Source organism: Sutcliffiella rhizosphaerae, assembly GCF_917563925.1.
Taxonomy (GTDB): domain Bacteria; phylum Bacillota; class Bacilli; order Bacillales; family Bacillaceae_I; genus Sutcliffiella_A; species Sutcliffiella_A rhizosphaerae.
Genome location: NZ_CAKJTJ010000020.1, coordinates 1 through 22537 on the forward strand (window position 1 = coordinate 1; position 22537 = coordinate 22537).

Genomic DNA, 22537 nt, shown 5'->3' on the forward strand with positions numbered 1-22537 from the left:
AATTGTTCTTGATAACACTTTGTTTCTACATTCACGACTTCTTTCGTAAATTTCTTTTTATTGGCGTTGGCTTTCACATGAGTCGAATCAATAAAGGCTACAGAGGGATCAACGAATCCTTCTTTCATCGCTTCATTTAAGATGTGGTAGAAGATGTTTTCAAAGATTTCAGTATCTTGGAACCGGCGGATGTAGTTCTTACCGAAGGTAGAGAAATGAGGAATTGGTTGATCAAAGTCAAAACCTAAGAACCAACGGTACGCCACATTGGTTTCAATCTCTCGAATTGTTTGTCTCATAGATCGAATTCCAAATAAATACTGAATGAACACCATTTTAATTAAGACAACAGGGTCGATGCTTGGCCGCCCATTGTCCATAGAATATTTATCTTCCACCAAATCATAAATAAAGGTAAAGTCCATGGCCTTTTCAATCTTACGTACTAGGTGGTTCTCAGGAACAATTTGATCAAGAGCTATCATGGAAACTTGATAGCGCCCTTCCATCGATTGTTTTGATAACATCTTTAACACCCCTCAAACTGACTTACTATATTTATTCGACAAAAAAAGCCTGTAGACCTGCCTAGTAACTAGACTTTGTCTACAAGCTGAACCGAGATCCTAATGGATCTCGGTTTTTATTATGTTCCAACCTGCTTAGTGGGATAATATGGACATTCCTGATGTTTCAAATAACTAAACCTTATATCCCTACTAGCAACAAGAAGCCGTACCTCTCAAAGTAAGGTACGGCTTCTTGTTTATATATTTTTCACTTCCAGCTGTCGGTCGAGCCAGATTGATAACTTTTTGTATAGTAATAAGAATAAGAAAGTAACAATGAAACCTTTAATAATATTGAAAGGAAGAATTCCTGTTACAATTCCCTTAATCATTTGAGAAGATGATTCTGCAGGTACATTCAGGAAATAAGTGAATGCCGGTAGAAACACATAGTAATTTAGGATGCTCATGAAGATAGCCATGGACATAGTACCGGCTACTAACCCAATTCCTAACCCTTTTGTTGTACGTATTTTATTGAATATGAAATACGTCGGTAATATAAATAATACTCCAGCCGTAAAGTTAGCCAGCTGTCCTACTGGAACTCCTGTCATACTACCTTGCACAATATAGTGCAAGAGATTCTTAATAGCTTCCACTGTTATACCTGCCATTGGTCCAAAAATAATTGCTGCAAGTAATGCTGGAATATCACTGAAGTCGACTGATAAAAATGGTGGTAAAAGTGGTAACGGGAAGCTCAGCCACATGAGGAGGTAGGATATTCCACTTAGCATCCCTACTGTGACCATCTTCTTGATGCGTTTTGTTTGATTCATTTTTCTTTCTCTCCTTTTTCTTGGAGATCCACCTCGTATGAAAAAAAGAGTATTCAAGTTATTGTTGACACAAAAAATCCGTTTGTTTTTCAACAAACGGGAGTTTTGAAGGCATCAACAAATAAACATTAAAAACGTTATTGTTTTTAACATTCTTGAACCTCCATCTTCTCCCATCCAGACTGTACTGTCGGCTTTGGAATCGCACCAAATCCTGCCCCCAAAAAAAGGCTCGCGGGCTTAGAGGATGTACCTCATCACCGCCGGTCGGGAATTTCACCCTGCCCCGAAGATAGATCATGTTATTTATTCATTGCTATTATACTCTTAAAATAGTAAAAAAGAAAGCCCAATGAAACTCTGTTCACTATTTATAGGAATATAGAAACAATAAGCGCTTACATTGGTTCGACCTATCAAAAAATGATTGACAGTCCTATTTCTAGATGTTAAATTATCAGAAATTTCACACGTAATGATGAAAGGGGTTATCATAATGTTTCACGTATTAGTCACTGATGCAATAAGTGCAGATGGTCTTGCTCCCTTATTAGAAGCAGATAATATAAAAGTATATCGAAATAATGAAAACTATAACCCGAAGGATATACAGGCACTGTTAGTTCGGAGTGCTACTCAAGTAAACGAAGAATTGTTAAGTACCCTTCCTAATTTACAGGTGGTAGCGAGGGCAGGTGTAGGCGTCGATAATATCGATATTCAAGCCGCAACTAAACACGGAGTGGTAGTCATAAATGCACCTGACGGAAACACTATTTCCACTGCTGAACATACATTCGCGATGATTTCTTCACTAGTACGTCATATTCCACAGGCAAACAGTAATGTTAAAGGCTTAGAGTGGAACCGTAAAAAATTTATTGGCACAGAATTGTTCGGAAAAACCTTAGGAATAGTTGGTTTTGGAAGAATTGGAAGTGAAATTGCAAAGCGTGCATTAGCATTTCGCATGAAGGTAGTTGTATATGATCCATTTTTAACAGAAAGTCGGGCTGAAAAATTAAGTGTTACTTCCCTTCCACTCGAAGAAGTGATGAAAATGGCTGATATTATTACTGTTCATACCCCGCTAACAAAGGATACTAAAGGGCTACTAAACAAAAGTAATATTCACATGCTAAAAAAAGGCGTGTTCTTAGTAAACTGTGCGAGAGGAGGAATTATTGAAGAAGAAGGACTTTTACATTTTTTAAATAATGGACATGTTGCTGGTGCTGCATTAGATGTATTTGAGATCGAGCCACCAACGAACCGAGATTTGGTGCTACATGAACGAGTTATTGTCACGCCTCACCTAGGAGCATCCACAAAGGAAGCACAGTATAACGTTTCTAATCAAGTATCAAAAGATGTACTCGCCTTTTTAAATGGACATTCTGTAAGTACAAGCATTAACCTCCCTACTATTCCAAAAGAGATTTATAATAAAATTCAACCCTTCTTTCAGCTAGGAAAAAAAGTTGGCTCCATTCTTTCTCAGGCAATGAAAACACCTGTTGAGGAGATTACTGTCACATATGCCGGTAATATTACAGAGTGGGAAACCTCGATATTGACCAAAAGCATTATCGCCGGCTTTTTACGTAATAGAGTAGACACGACCGTTAATGAAGTAAATGCAGCCGCTATTGCTAAAGAACGAGGAATTAGCTACGGAGAAAAACACATCGATGAAAGTTATGGTTATTCTAATATCATTGAAGTAGAGGCTAAAGGAAAAGATATAAGGATGGTTGTTCGGGCTACCTTCATTGAAGGATATGGAGCCAGAATCGTCCATATGAATGGATTTGACATTGACTTTTCTCCAAAAGGACATCTCTTATATGTACAACACACCGACCGACCAGGTGTTATCGGTCAGCTTGGTAATATATTTGGAAAACACGAAACCAATATTGCCACCATGCATGTTGGGCGTATGTTACAAGGTGGGAAAGCCATCATGATGCTTTCATTTGACCAAACTTTGGACAACAGGCTAATTGATGAAATTCTACAAATTCCTGATATTTCTTCGGCTATTACATTAGATTTATAATGTCTTCGAAAGAAACTGGACACTAGATTTGTTCTGAAGAAAAATGTCCCGCCTACTGCAACAGTAGGCGGGACATTTTTTAGCCTAGGTCCTTTTCTAGACGTTCTCCCTTTGAGAAGGTCATGATTTTTGTATATCCAACCGACTGTGCTAGTTTTATCGCTTGATCAAAATCCGCACCTACATGCTCTGGTACATGTGCATCAGATGAAAGAACTATTGGAACACCTTTATTAAAACACATTTGCAATAACCTTTTATCTGGATAGAGTTCACGAACTGGTTTTCTGAGTCCTGCTGTGCTTATTTCTACACATGTTTTTGAATTAGCCAATGCAGTTGTTGCACGTTCGTATTGCTCTAGAAGAAAAGATTCATCTTCAGGTACATACTTGAAAATCTTCACGAGATCTAAGTGACCAATAATATCAAACAAATCTGATTCTGCTAAGGTAACCACTTGATCAAAATATTTCTTATACACATAATATGTATCTCGCCTGTCCCATTCTTTGCGAAATTCAGCAAGATCAATTCCGAAATCTTCCACCCAATGAATAGAACCGATCACATAATCAAAAGGATAGGCTTCCATAAATTTTTTCATTTCAGCGTGTTTTCCGGGAGTATAGTCCATTTCAATGGACATTTTAACAGGGATATCTTGATTCCACGCTTCCTGAAAGAGCTGCAGGTAATCAGCCATATCATAGTATCTTCGCTCTTCTACCCAAGGATTGCTTAATATATTTTTCGTTTGATAAAAATGATAGGCATGTTCGGAAATGCCAAACTCTTCAATCCCTTTTTTCGCTGCTGTATTAGTAAATTCCTTTAAATAATCAAGTGTTAGCGTTCCTCTTTCCAAGTGATTATGGTAATCTGTTTGCAAATGGAACCACCCTCTCCTTCTTTTTTGCCTATTATATCTCAAAAGAGGGGTAAATGGAGGTGAATTATTCTTTATTTCGATAAATAGTAAACGTATTTTTCAAGGAAGCATATAAACCAACAGCTGCATTTCCATAAAAAAAGCCCATAAATATCCCACTCCAAACGTTCCCCCTATGGGCGATAAAAACAGAAAGTAATAAACCAATTATGTTAGCCGTTGTTGGAATCCAAGCTTTAGATATAGGAGTGAGCTTTTTAATTAGTTCTGTGAGTAATAATGTTAATGGGACAGCATACAAAGCATCCCATATATTTGTATGAATGATTGGTAAAGTTTCCATTCTAAGTTCCTCCTTGAATCTATCCCTAATCATTTTTTTGAATAATAGTACTATTATTCACTTCTAATGTTGGAAGTATGTAGAAACATAAAGAAAAAAGCGCACATCAATTTGTACGCTTTTTTCCTTTATTCATTGTATGGAATTGGATTTGCTGCAGCCGGAATAGGCATTTCTTCATTCAATGTAATATTGCCTATTTGGACATCTTGATTTGATTCAAATACGATACCAGCTAATTGAAATTCCTTTGCTACCATCATTATTGCCTCAAGTGCAAAAATCGTTTCATCATTATTCTCTAAGACACTTGAATCCGCTATTTTTACATAAGCTACTTGGTTATCCGTATCCATCCTTATACTTTCAATTATAATGTTTTCAGGAATGGATGGTTCCAATTTACTCATTTCTGGTTGTATTGGAGCAACTTTCATCGCTCCAAGTGTATCTTTCAAAGTAGTATACCGCGTTTGGGATGGAATTAGTAAAGGGATCGCACCTACTTCATATTTGTAGTATGCTCTTTTCGAATTTGATTCAATTGGAATTGGCTTGTCATAAACCTTATTCCCTAAATCAAATAGTTTCTCGCCATTGTTACTAAGTTGAACTTGCATATATTTCCATCTAAACGTTTCTCTCAACTCATTTTCAAAGGTACTATTTTGATGGGATGATAAGCCTACATTCATACCTGCAATATCCACCATAGGCGTAAGAACATTTCCTACCATTTCTTCCGTAACACTTTTCCCTTCGTTCATCATTGGAGGAAGTGTTCCATATCTTTCATAGTTAATATTTTGACGAACTGCATTAAAAGCATCAATATATTTTGTCCCATCTTGATTTGCTACTAGTACTGTCAACGGAGCAATATATGTTCCATCATCCCCATCTGTTTCAAGTGCACGTGCACCAACTGTTACAACATAATTTTCTTGTTCATTAATGGATGGAACGATATATGTGGTAGCATTAGGGTCAATTACATGTTGCTTTGTATAAATTTCTTCATTGTCAATACGATCTGTTTTGTCAACATCATCATCCATACTATCTTCCGCTATCCTTGCTTCTTCAATCAATTCCTTGGATTCATCCACACCTTTTTCTTCTATACTCATGGTTGCCATATCACTATCTGCATCATCATGGACTGCGTTGCTCTCTGAACCACTTAAACCAAGATTCATTTGCATATCATTTATGATGAAAGGTGTGACCATTGCCAAGATTATCAGTGCTGCCGCTAGAGCAAGCGAAGGTATGAACCTTGATTTACGAGGTTTTTTATAGAGCTCTGGTTGAATTTTTTGATATATATCTTTCGGATCCCGATCATCTTTAACTCCAGGCATTTGGTTAAGAAGCTTTTCTAGTTGGTCTTTATCTCTACGACGCATTGCTGTTACCTCCTTTCTCTTGAAGCTCCTCCATGTAAGTCTTTAAGACCTTTAAGGCTCGGTGTTGAGTTGTTTTCACCTTGCTTTCCGTCCAACCTAATACACTTGCTGTTTCTTGGATAGACAAGGCTTGTATGTACCGAAGAACCAATACAAGTCGATGATCAACTTTACATTTATCCAAACATCGGTACATTTGTTGTACTTGTTCATTTTGTAATGCAATTTCTTCCGGCAATGGAGAACAATCCTTTACTTGTTGCTTGTTCCAATCAAAGGTCTCAAGTAGTTTGTTTTTCCATCCTTTATGTTTACGGAAAGAATCGATAGCAACATGCTTGGCAATCGAAAAAAGCCAGGTTTTTTCGCTGCTCTTTCCTTCGAAACTGTCATAAGAACGCAAAACTTTTATATAAACTTCTTGAACGAGGTCCTCCGCTTGCTCCTTATTATTCACCATATAAAATAAAAATTGATATAAGTCATGGTGATATTTTTCATAGAGCTCTTGAAAAACGGTATTCATAATTTCCCTCCGTTCATATCATTAGTCGTTAATTATAGTAAAAAAGTTACATTACAAATATATTAAAAAAATTACAATTTGACTAGGTATTTTTGGAATATTTTTCATGCGTTTTTATGACATAATTCCACCATTTCCTCATTATATATATAGTACTTTAATTATTATAGGGAAAATTGTTGTGTTTTATCTAAGAACTTATTGAACTGTGTTTATATAGCCTTTAACAGTTTAATCTTATTCTATCAAAGTAAAAGTAAAGTGTTTAAATAGCACTACTGACAATATAGGTCGGAGGTAGTCGGTTTAATGACAATAAATACCTTTAAAAGTGATTTTCTTCAACTACAGCATACTCTCTGAATGAAATGTTTTTTATCCTTAACTAAAATAACCGATTTTTCCCTTCTTTGGTCCACAAATTAGTTTGCTAAAATAAAAAAGCAGGATGGAAAGTTTTCCACTCTGCTAGGTTTTGTTATTTTTTATAAGGACTATTCATTTGATAATACGGAACGGCTTCTTTTCTTTTTACCATATATTCCGCTTTAGAATTTAGTAATTTTGATAGAATCGGATATAGTACAAGAAAAAATACGACATTGCCTAATGCATGATTAATATCAAATGGAAGCCCAGCAAGGTAGTACGGTAAGAACGGAACATTAGTAACAATCATATTTTGGATGGAAAATATGAAACCAAATAGCAAGCCGCAAAGTCCAGCATACATAGCTAGAATAAAAACAGGAATTCGTTTTATCCAGATACCAATTGCACCGCTCATTAAACCAATGATCGACCAAGCAAGAATTTGCGTAAATGTCCACATACCGCTCCCTAATACCAGGTTGGAGGCAATGGTAGTGCCTACCGCTAGGATAACCCCTGCAATTGGCCCCATCCAAAACGCGCAAATAATAATGATGGCTGTAACAGGCTGCACGTTGGGAACAGATACAAAGGCAATACGTCCCACTACGCACAGTGCAATTAATACTCCTAGCAATGTAATTTTTTTGGTAGCCATTTCCCTACTCCACCTTCGTATAACTAAAGTGTACTTCGTCATTCTCCTCTAATACGTAATCACTAGCACCTACCATTAAATCTTCTCCGTTCACTTTGATGTTCCAATAATGATCTGATTCTTCTTCAGAACCGAGACCATTTATACCTACAATAAAGTCACCACCAAATCCAGTGGTAAGATCATAATTTTGCTCCATTGCATCCATCAGTGACTCGCCATCTTCAAACTCGACCGTATTTTCGCTGATCACTTCATCGCCTTCTTTGGAAAGCTTGATTGATGTTGTTAATTGGCCCTGTTCGTTATCTGTTTGCTCATTGGATGGTGTTGCATTATTATTTGTGTCATTGTTAGTTTGTGCGCAACCTCCAATTAGTAAGATAATAACTGTAAATAATGTCATAAAAATTTTTTTCATCTTATATTACCCCTATTTCAAGTTTTAGTGTTGAATGGCATAAAAAAACCTCATCCAGTTTTTAGAATGAGGGGATACTACGGCAAAAAATACAAAAAAGTACAAAATGCCGTTTCTCCTGCTCAAGCCCCGAAGCGTGGAAACTGGTTCATGATCATTGGCAGGTCTACTGACTTATGCTTCATTCTACTTTGAGCCTTCCCATATGGGGACCAAGATTATTCAGCCCTTCATACAGTGGTTTTCTCATTTCGTCCACATTTACAGTTGCGGGGACAGTTTTGGCATTTCACCAAATTCCCTTTTCAGTCACGAATAGTGACACCAATTATACATTTGCTATTCAATTTACTCTTTTATCTTACAGGAAGTACTACTTTCAAACAAGATTTTGTTTCATAGAAAACAAGATTTTTCGCTATCTATCTGCATTTCATTACAGGCTTTTTGGAAAAAACATAGAAAATGTCGTACCTTCTCCAAGTTTGGAATGGACAGAAATTGTACCGTTATGTGCTTCTACAATATTTTTAACGATAGCAAGTCCTAGTCCAGTCCCTGCCTGCCCACGGGTTCTAGCTTTATCAGCTTTGTAGAATCGTTCAAAGACAAAAGGAAGATCTTCTTCTGGAATCCCAACACCTGAGTCTTTTACACTGATTTTAACCCCATGATCCAATACTTTCACATGAATATCGATACTGCCATTATCTTCGGTATGGCGAATCGCATTGTCTACAAGGTTGGTCAGCACTTGCTCCATACGGTCTACATCTATTTCCATTGTACCGATCCCATCTACTTCAGTATGGAGTGCTATCCCCTTTTCTTTCGCAAGCACTTGAAACTTGCGAGAAATCTTCTCTATGAACGCTATGATATCTGCTTGTTCATAGTTCAAGGAGATATGTCCCGCTTCCATTCTTGCAAGGTCAAGAAGGTCATTGACCAAGCGACCCATTCTGAGTGATTCATCATAGATAACGGACGCCAGTTCCTTTTTCTCGTCTTCCGTACCTGCTATATCATCTACAATTGCTTCACTATACCCCTGGAGCATCGCTATAGGGGTTCGCAGCTCATGAGAAACATTTGCTAGAAAATCTTTACGTAATTTATCTAATCTTCTTTCTTCCGTCATATCGCGAATAACGGCAACTGCGCCGCGGATATGAGTATTAGTATAGAGCGGGCTCATCACAATTACCCATGTTCTTCCCTGATAACTTAGCTCGATACTTTGTTCTTTTTCTACAGAAACAGCGCGTTGGAACATATCCATTACCTCTTGAGGAAGGTCTTGACCGCTCGTATTCCCTTCTTGATAAAACCATGCTTGAAGGAATTTTTCAGCAGGGGGATTCGCGACCAATATTGACCCGTCTCGATTTAAGGTAATGACTCCATCTGCCATACTGCTTAAAATATTTGCCAGATGTTCTTTCTCTTGGTTTAGTGCATTGATATTAAATTTTAACTGACGCCCCATTTGATTAAAGGCCATTCCAAGTTCCCCTATTTCATCAGAGGATAAGATAGGTACTTTAGTATCAAATTTCCCTCTTGCCACTTCAAAAGCCGCTTCTCGCATTTTGCGAAGTGGAGCAGTAATTCTTGTTGATAAGAAGAAAGCAAAGATTGTAGTTAAAAAAATAGCAAAACCAGCAGCCAGCAAGATAAGCTTAGTGGTTTGTTTCGATGTTTCTTTAATTGCCAATAGTGATTGATAAACAAAGACTGCTCCCTCTTTGTTTTCATCTAAATGAAGTGGGATGCCGACAATCATTATCTCTCCTTGCATTTCATCAGAGAAATGGCTTTCAGGGAGGTATGTTTTTTTCGTAACAATCGGTTGATCCTCAAAAACTAGCGATAGCTCCCGGTCATTTAGAAAAAAATCAGCAGGCAGATGGTCTATCTCTGGATTAGGAGAATGTGTAAAATCGCCCTTTTCAGAAAAGATAACAACTCTTGTAACTTCATCTACAAGCTCCCAAGCTATTGATTGTGACAACTCCATATCATCGTGCTGTTTCATAATCAGAGAGATTTTATTTGCTGTTTGCCTAAGATCTCTTTCTGCCTCCTGAACATGGAAGTTTTCAAAAAACTCCAAAAGGAGGATTGTGAGAACAAATAATACAAAAGAAACTAAAAGCAAAATGGTAAGCCAGAGCTTACCAACGACACTTTTCCAAATCATGATTCATTGCCAACCTCAAATTTATAGCCGACTCCCCAAACAGTAACTATCATTTTAGAAGCAGGTTCTGATACTTTATTTAACTTCTCACGCAATCTTTTGACATGTGTATCAACGGTGCGTAAATCTCCAAAAAATTCATACTGCCACACTTCTTTTAACAATTGTTCTCTATCAAATACTTTATCAGGTGATTTGGCTAGAAAATAAAGAAGTTCATATTCCTTTGGTGTCAAATTCACCTCATTCCCATCGGATGTCACACGATGGGCATCATTGTCGATCGTCAGGTGAGGAAAAACGATGACATCTTTTGTAGTGGTTTCTGTTTTAAGAAACGTAGTACTGGATGAACGTCTTAATAGCGCTTTCACACGAAGAACTACTTCTCTTGGGCTGAAAGGTTTTACGATATAATCATCTGTGCCTACCTCGAATCCTTGTACTCGATTCGTTTCTTCACCTTTGGCAGTAAGCATAATGATTGGGGTAGCTTTCTTTTCCCTAATTTCTTTACACACTTCCATGCCATCCATTCCCGGCATCATGATGTCCAACAAGATGACATCGTACTCATTTTCTAAAGCGAGCTCTAACGCGGAATGACCGTTGTCAGCCTCTTCTATAATATAATTCTCTCTTTCCAAATACATTTTTAATAATCTTCGAATTCGGTCTTCATCGTCTACCACTAATATTTTCACTTCTTTTTCCATTACTACATACCCCTCTCTATATAATTCTGTAGCAAAGGCCTCCACAGCAATGTGAAGGCCTGTTATAGATGTTACATTGCGTAAGAATGAAGTCCTGCAATAATGAGGTTAACACCAATTAAGTTAAATAAAATAATCGCAAATCCGATTAGTGTTAACCATGCTGATTTCTCGCCTTCCCATCCTTTTGAAAGTCGGAGGTGGAGATAACCAGCATAGAATAAAAAGGTGATAAATGCCCATACCTCCTTCGGATCCCATGCCCAGAATCTAGACCAGGCGATTTGTGCCCAAATGGCAGCAAAGATCAAACCACCTAATGTAAATACAGGGAATCCAATTGTTACTGCACGATATCCTATTTCATCCACTAAGTCCAAGTTTACCCTTTTTACTGTTGGCTTTAATGCTTGGCCAATAGGTTTTCTCAAAATCAGACGTAAAAGTAAATACAATAGTGCTCCACTAAGTAATGACCAAATGACTGTATTTAACTTTAATGTATTTACCCAGGCAGGAAGATTTACAAGCGCATCCATTTTACCATTTGTTAAAAGTGCCCCTTCATTTGGACCAACTAAAGCAGGCATCAAGTATTCAACCTTTGCTTCGGCTCCTTTTTTGTCAATATAGGAGAACTCTGCTTGATAATCCATTGCTCCGAATACTGAGGAAACTGTAATAAATCCAAGGAATGAAATTAAGATGTAAAGAGTTAATTCCACCCAAAATGGCTTTTGTCCCTTTTTACTATAGTCTACCACTTTTACAAGATATATTAACCCCGCAGCAAAACTGACTGAAAGAATTGCGATCCCAAGTGCCACTGTAGATACATGAATAGCTAACCAATGACTTTGTAAAGCAGGAATTAGTGGTGTAATTTCTCTTGGGAACATCGCAGCATATGCAATTAACAATAATGCAATCGGTAATGTGAAAACTCCAAGTGTACTTGTTTTATAGATAAAATAAATAACAATAAAAGCTAAAACCATCATCATTCCGAAGAATGTAGTAAATTCAAATAAATTACTTACTGGAGCATGTCCACCTGCAATCCAGCGAGTTATAAAATAACCAAGCTGTGCAAGGAAGCCCAAAATCGTAATAGTAATACCTATTTTGGCAGCTTTGTTCCCCTCTTTGGCACGTATTGCTCCACCAAAGAAGGCGGTACCTATTAAATAAAGGATAAAAGCGGTATATAGCAGATTCCCACTAAGTTGTGCCATCCTTTAAACCTCCTCTTTTGTTTTTTTCTCCTGTTGTTTATCTTCTTCCACTTGGTCAACAGGAATTCTAATACTCGTATTTTCTAGCGCCTTACTTATGTCATTTTTCAAGCCAAACCAATTTTTATTCGTGTGACCAGCAACCCAAAACTCTTTTCCGTTATTTTGAATCCAAACACGGCGATGATTCCAATACATTCCCTGGATCACACCAATCATGAAAATAGCACCACCTGTACCTAGAATCCATAATGTAAGATCCCTTCTTACAGTTAGTCCTGTAACATTTCGTGTATCAACACCAGCAAAAGTCATTTTATATTCATTCGTTCCATTCGGTTCAATATTTTGTCTAATTGCAACGAGAGCAATTTCCCCTTCAGGAGTATCTGGGGTTATCATTCTGAATACAAAAGCAGGATTATCTGGAATTCTTGTCTTAGTAACAGGTTCCCCATTCACTAACTCAAAATCAGGAAAGTAGTTTACAAGTTCCACTGTATTCCCATTACCTAAATCGTAACTATTTTCTGGTTGAAGTAAATCTACTGTTAATTCACCAACACTTTCGCCAGTTTCCTTATTTTCTAGATAAAAGGACATACTTTTGAATTCATTTAATTTATAGTCTACTTGATACAACGCATAATAGTCGTGTTTTAATGGTTGGTTTACTTTAATCTGGTGCTCCTTTACAATTTCCAACTCCGGTTCTGCACCCACTACAAACTCGCCTTTTCTTTCAAACAATACGGCATTGGTTTGGAAGTTCCTAGCAATTGCTCCATCACCTGCTTGAGTGATTGCTTGGTTAAATACATCTTCGGAATTATTAGAATCATACGTTTCAAAGAGAAAGCCTTCATTTTTAAGATAGTATTGACCATTTGTACCAGGAATAAGCCTCGTTTCCCCTTCACGAACCCAAACAACCTCGTCAACATACATTCCGGGGAAAAATCTTAGCATTGCTCCAATTAGAAAAATAATAATACCGATATGATTTACATATGGACCCCATCTGGAAAAACGATATTTCTCAGCTAATAGATTACCATTTTCTTCACGAACATTATATTTCCGTTTAATAAGCCCTTGCTTTGCAATTTCCATTTGTTTTGCTGCTTCTTCTGTTGTTTCGGACGTACCGAAAACACGTTGACGCTTCATAAAGCTCTCATGTCGAGTGACTTTTTGTGTTTTCAATGATTTCCGAAGTGGAATATAGCGATCAAGACTTGCTATCACAAGCGATATTCCAAGCGCAGCAATTAATAGCATATACCACCAAGATCCATATAAATTATGGAATCCTAACGTATAGTAAAGTTTTCCGACAAATCCATATTCTTGCTCATAGTAAATTTGAGGTGGAACTGCCTGATTAATGTAATCCTGTTGCGGAAAAATCGTACCTATCGAAGAAGCTACTAGAATAATAAAGATAATCCAAATTCCCACTTTTACAGAGGAGAAAAAATTCCAAACTTTATCAATGATAGTTTTGTTATACGTTTTCGAACGTCTGGCGCTTCCTTCATATTTCATATCAAGAAGCTTTTCATTACTCTGCTCATTAACTGTAGGTTTCCCACATGCCTCGCAAAGAATCGTACCTTCTGGATTTAGGTGACCACACTCACATTTTATTTCCTTCATACGTAAAACTCCCTATTGTTTAGGTTTGATCATTTCCATGAATTCTCTCACATTTTCTTCTGACAATTCACCGGAACTTTTTTTCACGACAGTTCCATTTTCGTCTAATAAAATCGTTGTTGGCAAAGGCATTATTCCATATGCCTGTCTTACTTGATCACTTCTATCCATAGGAATAGGAAAAGTAAGGCCATGTCGGTCCCGGAATCTCTCAACAGCAAGATTTGTCTCTTGAATATTGACTGCTAAGATCTCTACACCTTGATCTTTATATACCTGATACTGATTTTCCATATATGGCATTTCACGTTCACAAGGCTTACACCAAGTTCCCCAGAAATTTAGAAATACTCCCTTTCCTTCATAATCAGAAAGCATCACTTCATTCCCCTCTAAATCAGTCAAAACAAAATTTGGGGCCTTGTCCCCCACATCTACAATCTCCTTCGACTGAAAAAAGTTTATGTACATGGTATAACCAATCGCCGCTAACATCACGACTAAAATAACAGAACGCATTACCAATCTTTGTTTTTTATTCATCTACATCTCTCCTAAAACTGAGACATTTCATCCTTGCTATTATATCATTTCCTACTTTTTGCATAGATAATAGAATATGAAGGTTTTGTGACACGAAAAGCGGAGCCGGCTCGGTCTGGCCCGACAAGCATAGGACAGTTTTCGGAAAAGGGCGCTTTTTGCCCTTTATAGAAAAATGACCTATGACCCCGAGGGGCAAGCCGGCGGAGCTAGACATCTCGAAAAGCGGAGCGGCTCGATCAGCTCCGACAAGCTTAAGGCAGTTTACGAAGAAGGACGCTTTTTGTCCTTCGTAGTAAATTGACTTAAGACCTCGAGGAGCTAGCCGCTACAGCTAGACATCACGAAAAGCGGAGCCGGCTCGGTCTGGCCCGAAAGTAAAAAGCGGAGCTGCTTAAAAAGCTCCTCCGCACACTTACTTTTTAGATTTTGAAGCTAAAACACGCATTTGTTTGACTTCATGTGGAGTTAATTCTCTTGCATCTCCGGCTGAAAGTCCTTGTAATGTTAAGAAGCCATAACGTTCTCGCTTTAATTTCATTACAGGATGACCAATCGCTTCGAACATACGACGAACTTGGCGATTGCGTCCCTCATGGATGCTAATCTCGTAAATGGAAGTGTTTTTCTTTTTCTCTATGGATAGCATTTTAATTTTTGCCGGAGCTGTTTTTCCGTCTTCTAGCTTAATGCCTCTCTCAAGCTTCTTAATTGCCTCTTTGGTTGGTATTCCTTTTAATTTTGCTACATATATCTTTTCGAGCTCAGATTTTGGGTGCATGAGGGCATTAGCAAATTCACCGTCATTCGTCATAAGTAGCAAACCTGATGTATCGAAATCCAACCTGCCGACTGGATAAATACGCTCTTTAATATACGGAAAGAAATCAGTAACCACTTTCCTACCTTTATCATCACTTACGCTAGAAATAACTCCTCGTGGTTTATATAACAGGAAGTAAACTGGCTCTTCCCTTTCCACTGGAACACCTGCAACTTCTATTTTATCGCTCGGACCCACTTTTACTCCTAGTTCCTGGACCGTTTTATCATTTACTTTAACTTTTCCTTCTTGAATTAACTCTTCTGCTTTTCTTCTGGAAGCTATTCCAGCATGCGCTATTACTTTTTGTAACCGTTCCATTACTTTCACCTCATCAACATCTTACATCACTTTTCTTGGAAAATCCAAAAATGCTTCTCTTCTAGCGTTTCCAATATTCATAAACTCTAATTATACAGGTTCTTTTTCAAAAATAATAGAGATGGTATATATGATATGGTAGGAAAATTGGATGGGAAGTGGAGGGAATATTAAAATCGTGACAAAACTTTCAAATAGAAAAATCTTTATAAATAAAAAAACGAGGAAAAATCCCTCGCACAAATCTACATCGCAAAAAAGAATGTGACAACTACAATAGAAACGATAATTCCCACTACATCCGCAAGCAATCCAACCTTTAATGCATCTCCCATTTTCTTTATGCCAACTGCACCAAAGTAAACGGTAATGACATAAAGAGTTGTGTCAGTACTTCCTTGTAGAATAGATGCTAGACGGCCCATGAATGAATCTGGCCCATATGTGGCAATTATATCGGAGGTCATACCGAGTGCTGCTGTACCGGATATTGGTCTGATGATTGTAAGGGGAACAATTTCTGCAGGAATACCAATTGCATTCATTGCAGGTCGTACTAATTCGACAATAAAATCAAGTGCTCCAGAAGCTCTAAAAATAGAAATAGAAACCAACATCCCTACTAAAAAGGGCATGATGGTTATCGCAGTTTTTATTCCTTCTTTTCCACCTTCTACAAAAGTTTCGTAAGTTGGGACTTTTTTAAATGTAGCGTAGAGGAGAATAAATCCAATTATTAATGGAATCATCCAGAGTGAGATGAGCGATATTAGGTGCATGCCTTACCTCCTTCTAGCCATTCTTCGGTAATAAAAAAAACGATCTATCGTAATGGCCGCAATTGCAGAACAAACCGTAGCAATTAGTGTTGGTCCGACTATTTCCGTTGGTGCAGCCGACCCATAATTCATTCTAAGAGCAATTACGGTAGTTGGGATTAACGTTATGCTCGCGGTATTGATAGCCAAAAATGTAACCATTGAACGACTGGCTTCAATCTTTCCTCCATTAAGTTCTCGAAGCTGCTCCATAGCTTTAATGCCCATGGGAGTTGCAGCATTTCCTAAACCAAACATATTTGCAATCATATTTGATAACATATATCCCATGGCAGGGTGGTCTGGAGGTACCTCAGGAAAAACCTTGCGAACAATGGGTTTAAAGAGGGATGCCAGCTTTTCTAACAAGCCCGCTTCTTGAGCAATTCTCATTAATCCCAGCCAAAATACCAGAATACTAATAAACCCAATGCATATAGTAACTGCTTCCTTTGCACCGTTAAATATGGCCTCATTCACTTTATCCATCGTTCCATTTATCATGGCAAAAATAATACCGATAATGGTCATGGCTACCCAAATGTAATTTACCACGGTAACTTTCCTGCCCCAATAAAGAAGGTGTTTTTGAAAATATTCCAAAATCCACCTTCCTTCTTCTGCTTTTTCTCATAGTAAACTGGAGTTTCCAGCACCGCCTCATTTTGGATAATCAAAGTGTATTCTCCTACAACGTTCGGAATATTCTCCTCATCTTCCCAACTGTCCTTTGGTTTTATAAGGGTAATTTTCACCCGAACATCCTCTCTCTCTTTTTGGGTCATTGGGTATTTAATGTCATGTGAGAGGCTTACTTTATTTTTATAAAATTTATCTTTAACTGTTTTTATTTTGCCTTCATCGGCAATATTATAAAGTTTATAATCAACAAATGCTTTATCAAACATATAAATATGATCTTTCCAATCATCAGGTCCATTTAGTGTCACTGCAATGACATCAAGCCCCTCTTTTGCAGCTGTTGTTATTAAAGTTCGTTTTGCACGCTTCGTATAACCAGTTTTCCCCCCAGTAGCATACTCGTACATGCCCGTTACCAATCTGTGTTTATTTGTCCAACTTCTATCCCATGATTCACCGGGTGCAGCTGGTGCCCTGTGGACTTTCGTACCTGATATTTCCCTAAACGTTTCGTTTTCCATGGCATATCTTGTAATCAATGCCATATCATATGCAGTTGAGTAGTGGTTTTCATGGTCATCTAAACCATGTGGATTTGCAAATTCTGTATTGGTCATCCCAATTTCAGCTGCCTTCTCATTCATCATAAAAACAAAACCTTCTAAACTTCCACCTACATGTTCAGCAATTGCAACAGCAGAATCATTCCCAGAGCGTAACATTAGTCCATATACCAAATGTTCCAGTTTTATCTTTTCCCCTGGTTTCAGGTAAATGGAAGAACCTTCTGCACGATTTGCTCGATCACTAATTGTTACTATCTCTTTCATTTTCCCAGATTCAATCGCCAATATTGCCGTCATCACTTTTGTAATACTAGCAATTCTTTCTTTGTCATGGGCATTCTTTTCATAAATAATTCTACCGCTTTCTTGTTCTATCAGGACTGCATTCCGCGCACTTACACCAATCTGTTCCGCATTTGTCTTTTGTGGAAATAGTATGGTAAATATCAGCACGAGTAATATGGCGCTGCTGACACAGTTTTTCAATCGAGACATTCAATCCCATCCCTTACCTATTTTTGTACAAGTCTATGCGAATGCTTGGCCAAAATATGTATAGTTTTTGAAGACAGGGATATTACGGCAATACTGACCGTAAAAGAGCTATTACAGCTAGACAGGAGAGTTGGGTTTCCTTTTCTTGATAATTCGGAATTGTATCATGAAGACTTGTCTTTGAAAATACTCAAAAAAAAGAGAGAATCGAATTCTCCCTCTAACTTATGCAGGCTTCCATTTTAGTTTGGATGCTTCTTGATATCGCTTTTCTACATCCTTCCAGTTGACGATATTCCACCATTTATTTATATAGTCTTTCCTATTATTTTTGTACTGTAGATAATAAGCATGTTCCCAAACATCTAAACCAAGCAACGGGATTGTATCCCATTGGGTAAAAAGTTGTTGTTTTTCGGTTTGTAATATTTCTAAGCGATGTGCTCGAGGGGACCAAACTAACAATGCCCACCCTACACCTTCCACCTTATCTGCTGCCTCAGTGAAATGCCTTTTGAATTTTTCATAGCTACCGAAATCCTGAATTATTTGTTGCATTAGTCTTCCACTCGGTTGTCCACCGCCGTTAGGGGACATATTATCCCAAAACATCGTATGCAAGTAATGCCCGGAGCCGTGAAAAGCAGCTTCTCTTTCCCAATGCTTAATTAAATCAAAATCCCCCGTTTCCCTAGCTTCCTGCATCTTCTTTTCTGCTTTATTTAAACCATCTACATAGCTTTGGTGATGTTTCTGATGATGGATCTCCATTATTTCTTGGCTAATGAATGGTTCAAGTGCATTATATGGATATGGTAATGGAGGTAGAACATGTTGCCCAATCGGAACTCTTCCATTATTTGGTGTAATTCTACTATGTTTCATTTCTTCTATCACTTCTGACACCCAATTTTGGATTTCCTGGATGTCCGATTCCTGAATGAAATCTGTTTCTTGCAATTCCAGACTACTTCGCATAATATTTCTAACTTCCCCTAACCAACGATGGTGTAATTGACTCCTTTTATTTTGATTAGTCGTCAATAATTCTAAACACCATTCCTCTACTTCTTTTAAGTATTGTTTAAAAACAAACTGATTTTGATTAATCATAATCGTCCTCCTTTACACTCATCGTGTTATCCTATGCATAAGACAGGCGGGCAGGAACCTAGATATTTTCAAAAAGTATAGCGAAAGACGCCTGGTAAAAATATTGGCAAGGAAAAGACGAGTCAAGGAGATGAATTGGTCGAGCCAAGGGATGTAGAAACGGTTTTTTCATTAAAATCAAAAAAACACCTCTACTTTAATATAGACGGTGTTTTTTCTTTGGTTAGTTACTTTGTATCATTTTTGTCCGGTAATCTGTTTCATAGTATTCAAGCTCTTCACGAATTGATTGAAAATCAGCTTCTAATCCTCTAATTACAGCTTTCATCGACTCAGGTGGATTGTGGTGGAACTGAATGGAATTTTTCCCTGTATATGCAGAACGGCTATCTTCATACCACGCATCATTTCTAGGAGCAAAGAATTCCTCAATGCATTGATGATAAATATTATATAATACTTTTTCAGCTGCGGACTTACGGAACGGTTCACTTTTTAATATTACTTGACAAGCGTTTAATCCTTCATCACAAAAAACAGCAAGACGTCTTGTGTTTAATAATAAAAGCTCGACATACTCCACTTTGGTTGAAGACTCGTCCATTAAGGTAGAAAGTGTTGTACTGTTTAAAAAGGTATTTAATTGATGTACAGTATTTTCTAAAAAACTTTCTACTTGTTCTGTTTGCGATTTAACAATTGTATTTGCCATTGAAAAATGACCCTCCAAGTATTAAATATTTGCTATTTTAATAGTTTGTTACAACATACGTTCATATTTTGTGAATATTCCTACCCTTTATTATTTGAATAAGATGGGACTAAGAATTTCAAAGGAGAGGTTAATTCGTAGAAATCATTCTTGTACAGCTCTTCAAAAACTTTTTTCAATTTATCAATCTGTATACCCTCAAAATAACTTGCAAGCTCTTCTCGAGTATTAATGTAGATTCTTTTCCTATTTCGAAATCTTGGATTTTTAATTAAACAAGTAATTGCAACGATATCTTTGAAAGTGACGCCTTCTCCTGCAACTTCAAAAATAGGGTTATGCCTGTTCTCCAACACAGGTATAAACTCTGCAAAGGTTTCATCAAAATAGCGGATATAGAGAACATGAAACGTTCGCTCCACTCCTTCGTACTCAAACGTAACAATCGACCTGTTGAAGAAATCTTCCGAAGTATTAGATTGGGCTTTTTCCAGCTCATAGCCTTTGATTTCTTTTATTCGCATTTGGTCACTCCTTATTGCTGCTCCTCTTTACAAGAACTGCTTTTATGTAAAAAGCTATGTTTCCTACTATTTTACCATAAACCTCAGAAATAGTCTTAAGATTCAAACGTTTCTTGAAACTTTTCAAAAAACAGATCTGCCTCATCCTCCACTTCATCTATAGATTCTGTTAGTGGAGGCAACTCCTTAATATCTTTCATTCCAAAATAGTCGAGAAATTCCTTAGTTGTCCCATATAATATCGCACGACCAGTCCCTTCTGCTCGTCCTACTTCTTTTATTAATGCTTTTGCAGCCAAGGTTTGGAGCGGACGTTCGGTCTTGACCCCTCTAATATTCTCCACTTCCGTTCTTGTTATCGGCTGTTTATATGCAACAATTGCTAATGTTTCTAATGCTGCCTGAGAAAGAGAATGAGAGCTAGGGGAGTCTACTAGTCGTTTCAAATAAACAGAGTGGTCTTTTTTTGTCGTAAGTTGATACGTACCAGCAAGTTCTATTAACGTTATTCCCCTGTCTACTTTTTGATAATCCTTTTCTAAAGCTGACAGGATATCTCTTGCAACAGGCTCATCCACCTCTAATACGGTTGTTAGTTGCTTTAAAGTTAGCCCTTCATCCCCAGAAGCAAATAACAGACTCTCTACAATAGCTTTCCAATTAATAATAGCCATTCTCATCCATCCCTCCTTCTTTGTAAGAAACGTAAATATCGGAAAAGTTGTTGTCTTGTTCAAGCAAAATATTATTCTTCTTCAGCAACTCTAGCAATGCCAGAAATGTCACTACGATGTATTCCTTTGTAGATTCTGGAAATAATTCGTAGAAATGTTTTCTTCCCCTAAAACTACGTAAGTCATGAAGCAATTCTTCCATTCTTTTTTCAATCGGAATTTCTTGCCGTGTTATCCTTGTCTGCAAAGGTTTTTGCAATTTTTTTCTTCTCATTAGTTTTTGCAAAGCTCCTAACATATCATAAAGGGAAACATCTAACTTGACCTCTTCTGGCTTCACTTCTTTCATAAGTTCACTTAAATCACTTGGTGGCCTTGTGTATAGGTGACTGCGTTCTTCTTCCATTTCTTTAAGGTCATTTGCGGCTTCTTTATATTTTCGATACTCAATTAATCGATTCATTAATTCTTCACGAGGATCTTCCTCAAAATTAAGAAATTCCCCTTCCTCTTCCATTAACTCCTCATCATGCTTCGGGAGCAGCATTTTGCTTTTGATTTCTATCAAAGTAGCAGCCATCACTAAGTATTCACTGGCTACATCCAACTGTAGTTCTTTCATCGTGTGAATGTATAGTAAGTACTGTTCCGTAATTTGGGCAACCGGGATATCATAAATATCAATTTCTAGTCTATTTATTAAATGTAGTAATAAATCTAAAGGACCTTCAAAGGCCTCAACTTTTACACTATATTCCTGCACAATCATTCATCCACCTAACATAATCATCAAACTATAAAATAGTATAGAGTATTCTACCAACATTTTATAGAGTTTTCATGATTATGATAAAATATTATTACAAATACATAAAGGGAAAGGGGGAAAATGATTGTATCCACAAGCCTACCTTGATTATTTATACCATTTTCATTGTGACCGTGATTATTTTGAGTGTCATGAAGTCTTAGAGGAATACTGGAAGGAAAAAGAAGCTCAAGAACGGGATATCCATTGGGTTGGACTCATTCAAATTGCTGTTGGTTTATATCACCAGAGAAGAGGTAATTTGTCTGGTGCAAAGAAAATGCTGCAAAATGCTGTTCATATAGTAACAAGCCAAAGCGATTGTATTCAATTACTCGGTCTGGATTCAGTGGCACTTGAAAAATTGTTGAATGAAAGAATACTCGATATAGAGCAAGGAAGTCCATATAGGAGCTTTAATTTGCCAATTGAAGATTCCAATCTTCTTATTTCTTGCCAAAGTAAGGCAGCTTCCTCCAATAAAATTTGGGGAGCAATTAGCGACTTGACAGATGCAGCGTTGATTAATAGACACTCCTTACGAGACCGTACTGAAGTCATCCTAGAAAGGCAGCGCCAGCTTGATGCGAGGAAAAAAAAGAAGGACTCTAACGGATGAATACCCTGATACTTTTTCGAGATAATGAGCAA

General features: G+C 37.4%; 23 protein-coding genes, 1 pseudogene and 2 riboswitches. Of the genes and pseudogenes, 2 read left to right on the forward strand and 22 right to left on the reverse strand.

Annotated elements, in window-relative coordinates; translation table 11 throughout:
• A partial coding sequence (locus LRP81_RS15505) for a transposase (protein ID WP_230502686.1) occupies positions 1-527 on the reverse strand: 527 nt, incomplete at its 3' end.
• Positions 528-766: 239 nt separating this feature from the next.
• Positions 767-1351 (reverse strand): ECF transporter S component, encoded by a 585-nt coding sequence (locus tag LRP81_RS15510; RefSeq protein WP_230502688.1) that lies wholly within the window; start codon positions 1349-1351, stop codon positions 767-769.
• 161 nt (positions 1352-1512) lie between these two features.
• A riboswitch (FMN riboswitch) is annotated at positions 1513-1649 on the reverse strand.
• A 198-nt stretch (positions 1650-1847) separates the two neighbouring features.
• Between LRP81_RS15510 and serA the strand changes: the two genes are divergently transcribed.
• On the forward strand, positions 1848-3413 hold the full coding sequence (gene serA, locus LRP81_RS15515; RefSeq protein ID WP_230502690.1) for a phosphoglycerate dehydrogenase: 1566 nt from the start codon (positions 1848-1850) through the stop codon (positions 3411-3413).
• A 79-nt stretch (positions 3414-3492) separates the two neighbouring features.
• Here the strand turns inward: serA and LRP81_RS15520 are convergent, their stop codons facing one another.
• The 20 genes and pseudogenes from LRP81_RS15520 to LRP81_RS15615 all read right to left on the reverse strand — a co-directional run bounded on the left by LRP81_RS15520 (position 3493) and on the right by LRP81_RS15615 (position 21847).
• Entirely contained in the window at positions 3493-4305 is an 813-nt protein-coding gene (locus LRP81_RS15520; protein ID WP_230502692.1) for a histidinol-phosphatase, read from the reverse strand.
• Positions 4306-4369: 64 nt separating this feature from the next.
• Complete coding sequence (locus LRP81_RS15525; RefSeq protein ID WP_230502694.1) at positions 4370-4648, reverse strand: hypothetical protein; 279 nt, start codon at positions 4646-4648, stop codon at positions 4370-4372.
• Positions 4649-4776: 128 nt separating this feature from the next.
• Positions 4777-6057 carry a hypothetical protein gene (locus LRP81_RS15530; protein WP_230502697.1) on the reverse strand — a complete coding sequence of 427 codons (1281 nt, stop codon included), beginning with the start codon at positions 6055-6057 and terminating at the stop codon, positions 4777-4779.
• Positions 6047-6583 (reverse strand): RNA polymerase sigma factor SigX, encoded by a 537-nt coding sequence (gene sigX, locus LRP81_RS15535; protein ID WP_230502698.1) that lies wholly within the window; start codon positions 6581-6583, stop codon positions 6047-6049. Before sigX ends, LRP81_RS15530 begins: the two co-directional genes overlap by 11 nt.
• 478 nt (positions 6584-7061) lie before the next feature.
• Complete coding sequence (locus LRP81_RS15540; RefSeq protein WP_230502699.1) at positions 7062-7613, reverse strand: ECF transporter S component; 552 nt, start codon at positions 7611-7613, stop codon at positions 7062-7064.
• A gap of 4 nt (positions 7614-7617) precedes the next feature.
• The gene (locus LRP81_RS15545) at positions 7618-8034 is read right to left on the reverse strand and encodes a DUF4430 domain-containing protein (protein WP_230502700.1); all 417 of its coding nucleotides are present in this window, start codon (positions 8032-8034) and stop codon (positions 7618-7620) included.
• Positions 8035-8177: 143 nt separating this feature from the next.
• Positions 8178-8378, reverse strand: a riboswitch (cobalamin riboswitch).
• A 92-nt stretch (positions 8379-8470) separates the two neighbouring features.
• Complete coding sequence (locus tag LRP81_RS15550; protein WP_399207858.1) at positions 8471-10237, reverse strand: ATP-binding protein; 1767 nt, start codon at positions 10235-10237, stop codon at positions 8471-8473.
• Complete coding sequence (locus LRP81_RS15555) at positions 10234-10953, reverse strand: response regulator transcription factor (protein ID WP_230502701.1); 720 nt, start codon at positions 10951-10953, stop codon at positions 10234-10236. The genes LRP81_RS15550 and LRP81_RS15555 overlap by 4 nt, the downstream gene beginning before the upstream one ends.
• Before the next feature lie 71 nt (positions 10954-11024).
• The gene (ccsB, locus tag LRP81_RS15560; RefSeq protein ID WP_230502702.1) at positions 11025-12188 is read right to left on the reverse strand and encodes a c-type cytochrome biogenesis protein CcsB; all 1164 of its coding nucleotides are present in this window, start codon (positions 12186-12188) and stop codon (positions 11025-11027) included.
• Between the two features lie 3 nt (positions 12189-12191).
• Positions 12192-13847, reverse strand: a complete 1656-nt coding sequence (resB, locus tag LRP81_RS15565) for a cytochrome c biogenesis protein ResB (protein WP_230502703.1) — start codon at positions 13845-13847, stop codon at positions 12192-12194.
• A 12-nt stretch (positions 13848-13859) separates the two neighbouring features.
• Positions 13860-14390, reverse strand: coding sequence for a thiol-disulfide oxidoreductase ResA (gene resA / locus LRP81_RS15570; protein WP_230502704.1), 531 nt, complete (start codon positions 14388-14390; stop codon positions 13860-13862).
• Positions 14391-14805: 415 nt separating this feature from the next.
• Entirely contained in the window at positions 14806-15534 is a 729-nt protein-coding gene (rluB, locus tag LRP81_RS15575) for a 23S rRNA pseudouridine(2605) synthase RluB (RefSeq protein ID WP_230502705.1), read from the reverse strand.
• Between the two features lie 245 nt (positions 15535-15779).
• On the reverse strand, positions 15780-16313 hold the full coding sequence (locus LRP81_RS15580; protein WP_230502706.1) for a spore maturation protein: 534 nt from the start codon (positions 16311-16313) through the stop codon (positions 15780-15782).
• Between the two features lie 3 nt (positions 16314-16316).
• Complete coding sequence (locus tag LRP81_RS15585; RefSeq protein WP_230502707.1) at positions 16317-16907, reverse strand: nucleoside recognition domain-containing protein; 591 nt, start codon at positions 16905-16907, stop codon at positions 16317-16319.
• On the reverse strand, positions 16901-18055 hold the full coding sequence (locus LRP81_RS15590; protein ID WP_230502708.1) for a D-alanyl-D-alanine carboxypeptidase family protein: 1155 nt from the start codon (positions 18053-18055) through the stop codon (positions 16901-16903). Before LRP81_RS15590 ends, LRP81_RS15585 begins: the two co-directional genes overlap by 7 nt.
• 225 nt (positions 18056-18280) lie before the next feature.
• Positions 18281-18907 (reverse strand): annotated as a pseudogene (locus LRP81_RS15595) (superoxide dismutase); the annotation flags it as partial.
• 484 nt (positions 18908-19391) lie between these two features.
• Positions 19392-19880, reverse strand: a complete 489-nt coding sequence (locus LRP81_RS15600; protein WP_230502709.1) for a YpuI family protein — start codon at positions 19878-19880, stop codon at positions 19392-19394.
• 80 nt (positions 19881-19960) lie between these two features.
• The gene (locus LRP81_RS15605) at positions 19961-20404 is read right to left on the reverse strand and encodes a hypothetical protein (protein WP_230502710.1); all 444 of its coding nucleotides are present in this window, start codon (positions 20402-20404) and stop codon (positions 19961-19963) included.
• A 95-nt stretch (positions 20405-20499) separates the two neighbouring features.
• Positions 20500-21078, reverse strand: a complete 579-nt coding sequence (gene scpB / locus LRP81_RS15610; protein ID WP_230502711.1) for an SMC-Scp complex subunit ScpB — start codon at positions 21076-21078, stop codon at positions 20500-20502.
• Complete coding sequence (locus LRP81_RS15615) at positions 21065-21847, reverse strand: segregation/condensation protein A (RefSeq protein WP_230502712.1); 783 nt, start codon at positions 21845-21847, stop codon at positions 21065-21067. Before LRP81_RS15615 ends, scpB begins: the two co-directional genes overlap by 14 nt.
• Positions 21848-21971: 124 nt before the next feature.
• Between LRP81_RS15615 and LRP81_RS15620 the strand changes: the two genes are divergently transcribed.
• Entirely contained in the window at positions 21972-22505 is a 534-nt protein-coding gene (locus LRP81_RS15620; RefSeq protein WP_230502713.1) for a DUF309 domain-containing protein, read from the forward strand.
• Positions 22506-22537: the final 32 nt, after the last annotated feature.

Coding starts and splice junctions, on each gene's coding strand:
- LRP81_RS15510 (WP_230502688.1), bottom strand. CDS start 1,351: ATGAATCAAACAAAACGCATCAAGAAGATGGTCACAGTAGGGATGCTA.
- serA (WP_230502690.1), top strand. CDS start 1,848: ATGTTTCACGTATTAGTCACTGATGCAATAAGTGCAGATGGTCTTGCT.
- LRP81_RS15525 (WP_230502694.1), bottom strand. CDS start 4,648: ATGGAAACTTTACCAATCATTCATACAAATATATGGGATGCTTTGTAT.
- LRP81_RS15530 (WP_230502697.1), bottom strand. CDS start 6,057: ATGCGTCGTAGAGATAAAGACCAACTAGAAAAGCTTCTTAACCAAATG.
- sigX (WP_230502698.1), bottom strand. CDS start 6,583: ATGAATACCGTTTTTCAAGAGCTCTATGAAAAATATCACCATGACTTA.
- LRP81_RS15540 (WP_230502699.1), bottom strand. CDS start 7,613: ATGGCTACCAAAAAAATTACATTGCTAGGAGTATTAATTGCACTGTGC.
- LRP81_RS15545 (WP_230502700.1), bottom strand. CDS start 8,034: ATGAAAAAAATTTTTATGACATTATTTACAGTTATTATCTTACTAATT.
- LRP81_RS15550 (WP_399207858.1), bottom strand. CDS start 10,237: ATGATTTGGAAAAGTGTCGTTGGTAAGCTCTGGCTTACCATTTTGCTT.
- LRP81_RS15555 (WP_230502701.1), bottom strand. CDS start 10,953: ATGGAAAAAGAAGTGAAAATATTAGTGGTAGACGATGAAGACCGAATT.
- ccsB (WP_230502702.1), bottom strand. CDS start 12,188: ATGGCACAACTTAGTGGGAATCTGCTATATACCGCTTTTATCCTTTAT.
- resB (WP_230502703.1), bottom strand. CDS start 13,847: ATGAAGGAAATAAAATGTGAGTGTGGTCACCTAAATCCAGAAGGTACG.
- resA (WP_230502704.1), bottom strand. CDS start 14,390: ATGAATAAAAAACAAAGATTGGTAATGCGTTCTGTTATTTTAGTCGTG.
- rluB (WP_230502705.1), bottom strand. CDS start 15,534: ATGGAACGGTTACAAAAAGTAATAGCGCATGCTGGAATAGCTTCCAGA.
- LRP81_RS15580 (WP_230502706.1), bottom strand. CDS start 16,313: ATGCACCTAATATCGCTCATCTCACTCTGGATGATTCCATTAATAATT.
- LRP81_RS15590 (WP_230502708.1), bottom strand. CDS start 18,055: ATGTCTCGATTGAAAAACTGTGTCAGCAGCGCCATATTACTCGTGCTG.
- LRP81_RS15600 (WP_230502709.1), bottom strand. CDS start 19,880: ATGGCAAATACAATTGTTAAATCGCAAACAGAACAAGTAGAAAGTTTT.
- LRP81_RS15605 (WP_230502710.1), bottom strand. CDS start 20,404: ATGCGAATAAAAGAAATCAAAGGCTATGAGCTGGAAAAAGCCCAATCT.
- scpB (WP_230502711.1), bottom strand. CDS start 21,078: ATGGCTATTATTAATTGGAAAGCTATTGTAGAGAGTCTGTTATTTGCT.
- LRP81_RS15615 (WP_230502712.1), bottom strand. CDS start 21,847: ATGATTGTGCAGGAATATAGTGTAAAAGTTGAGGCCTTTGAAGGTCCT.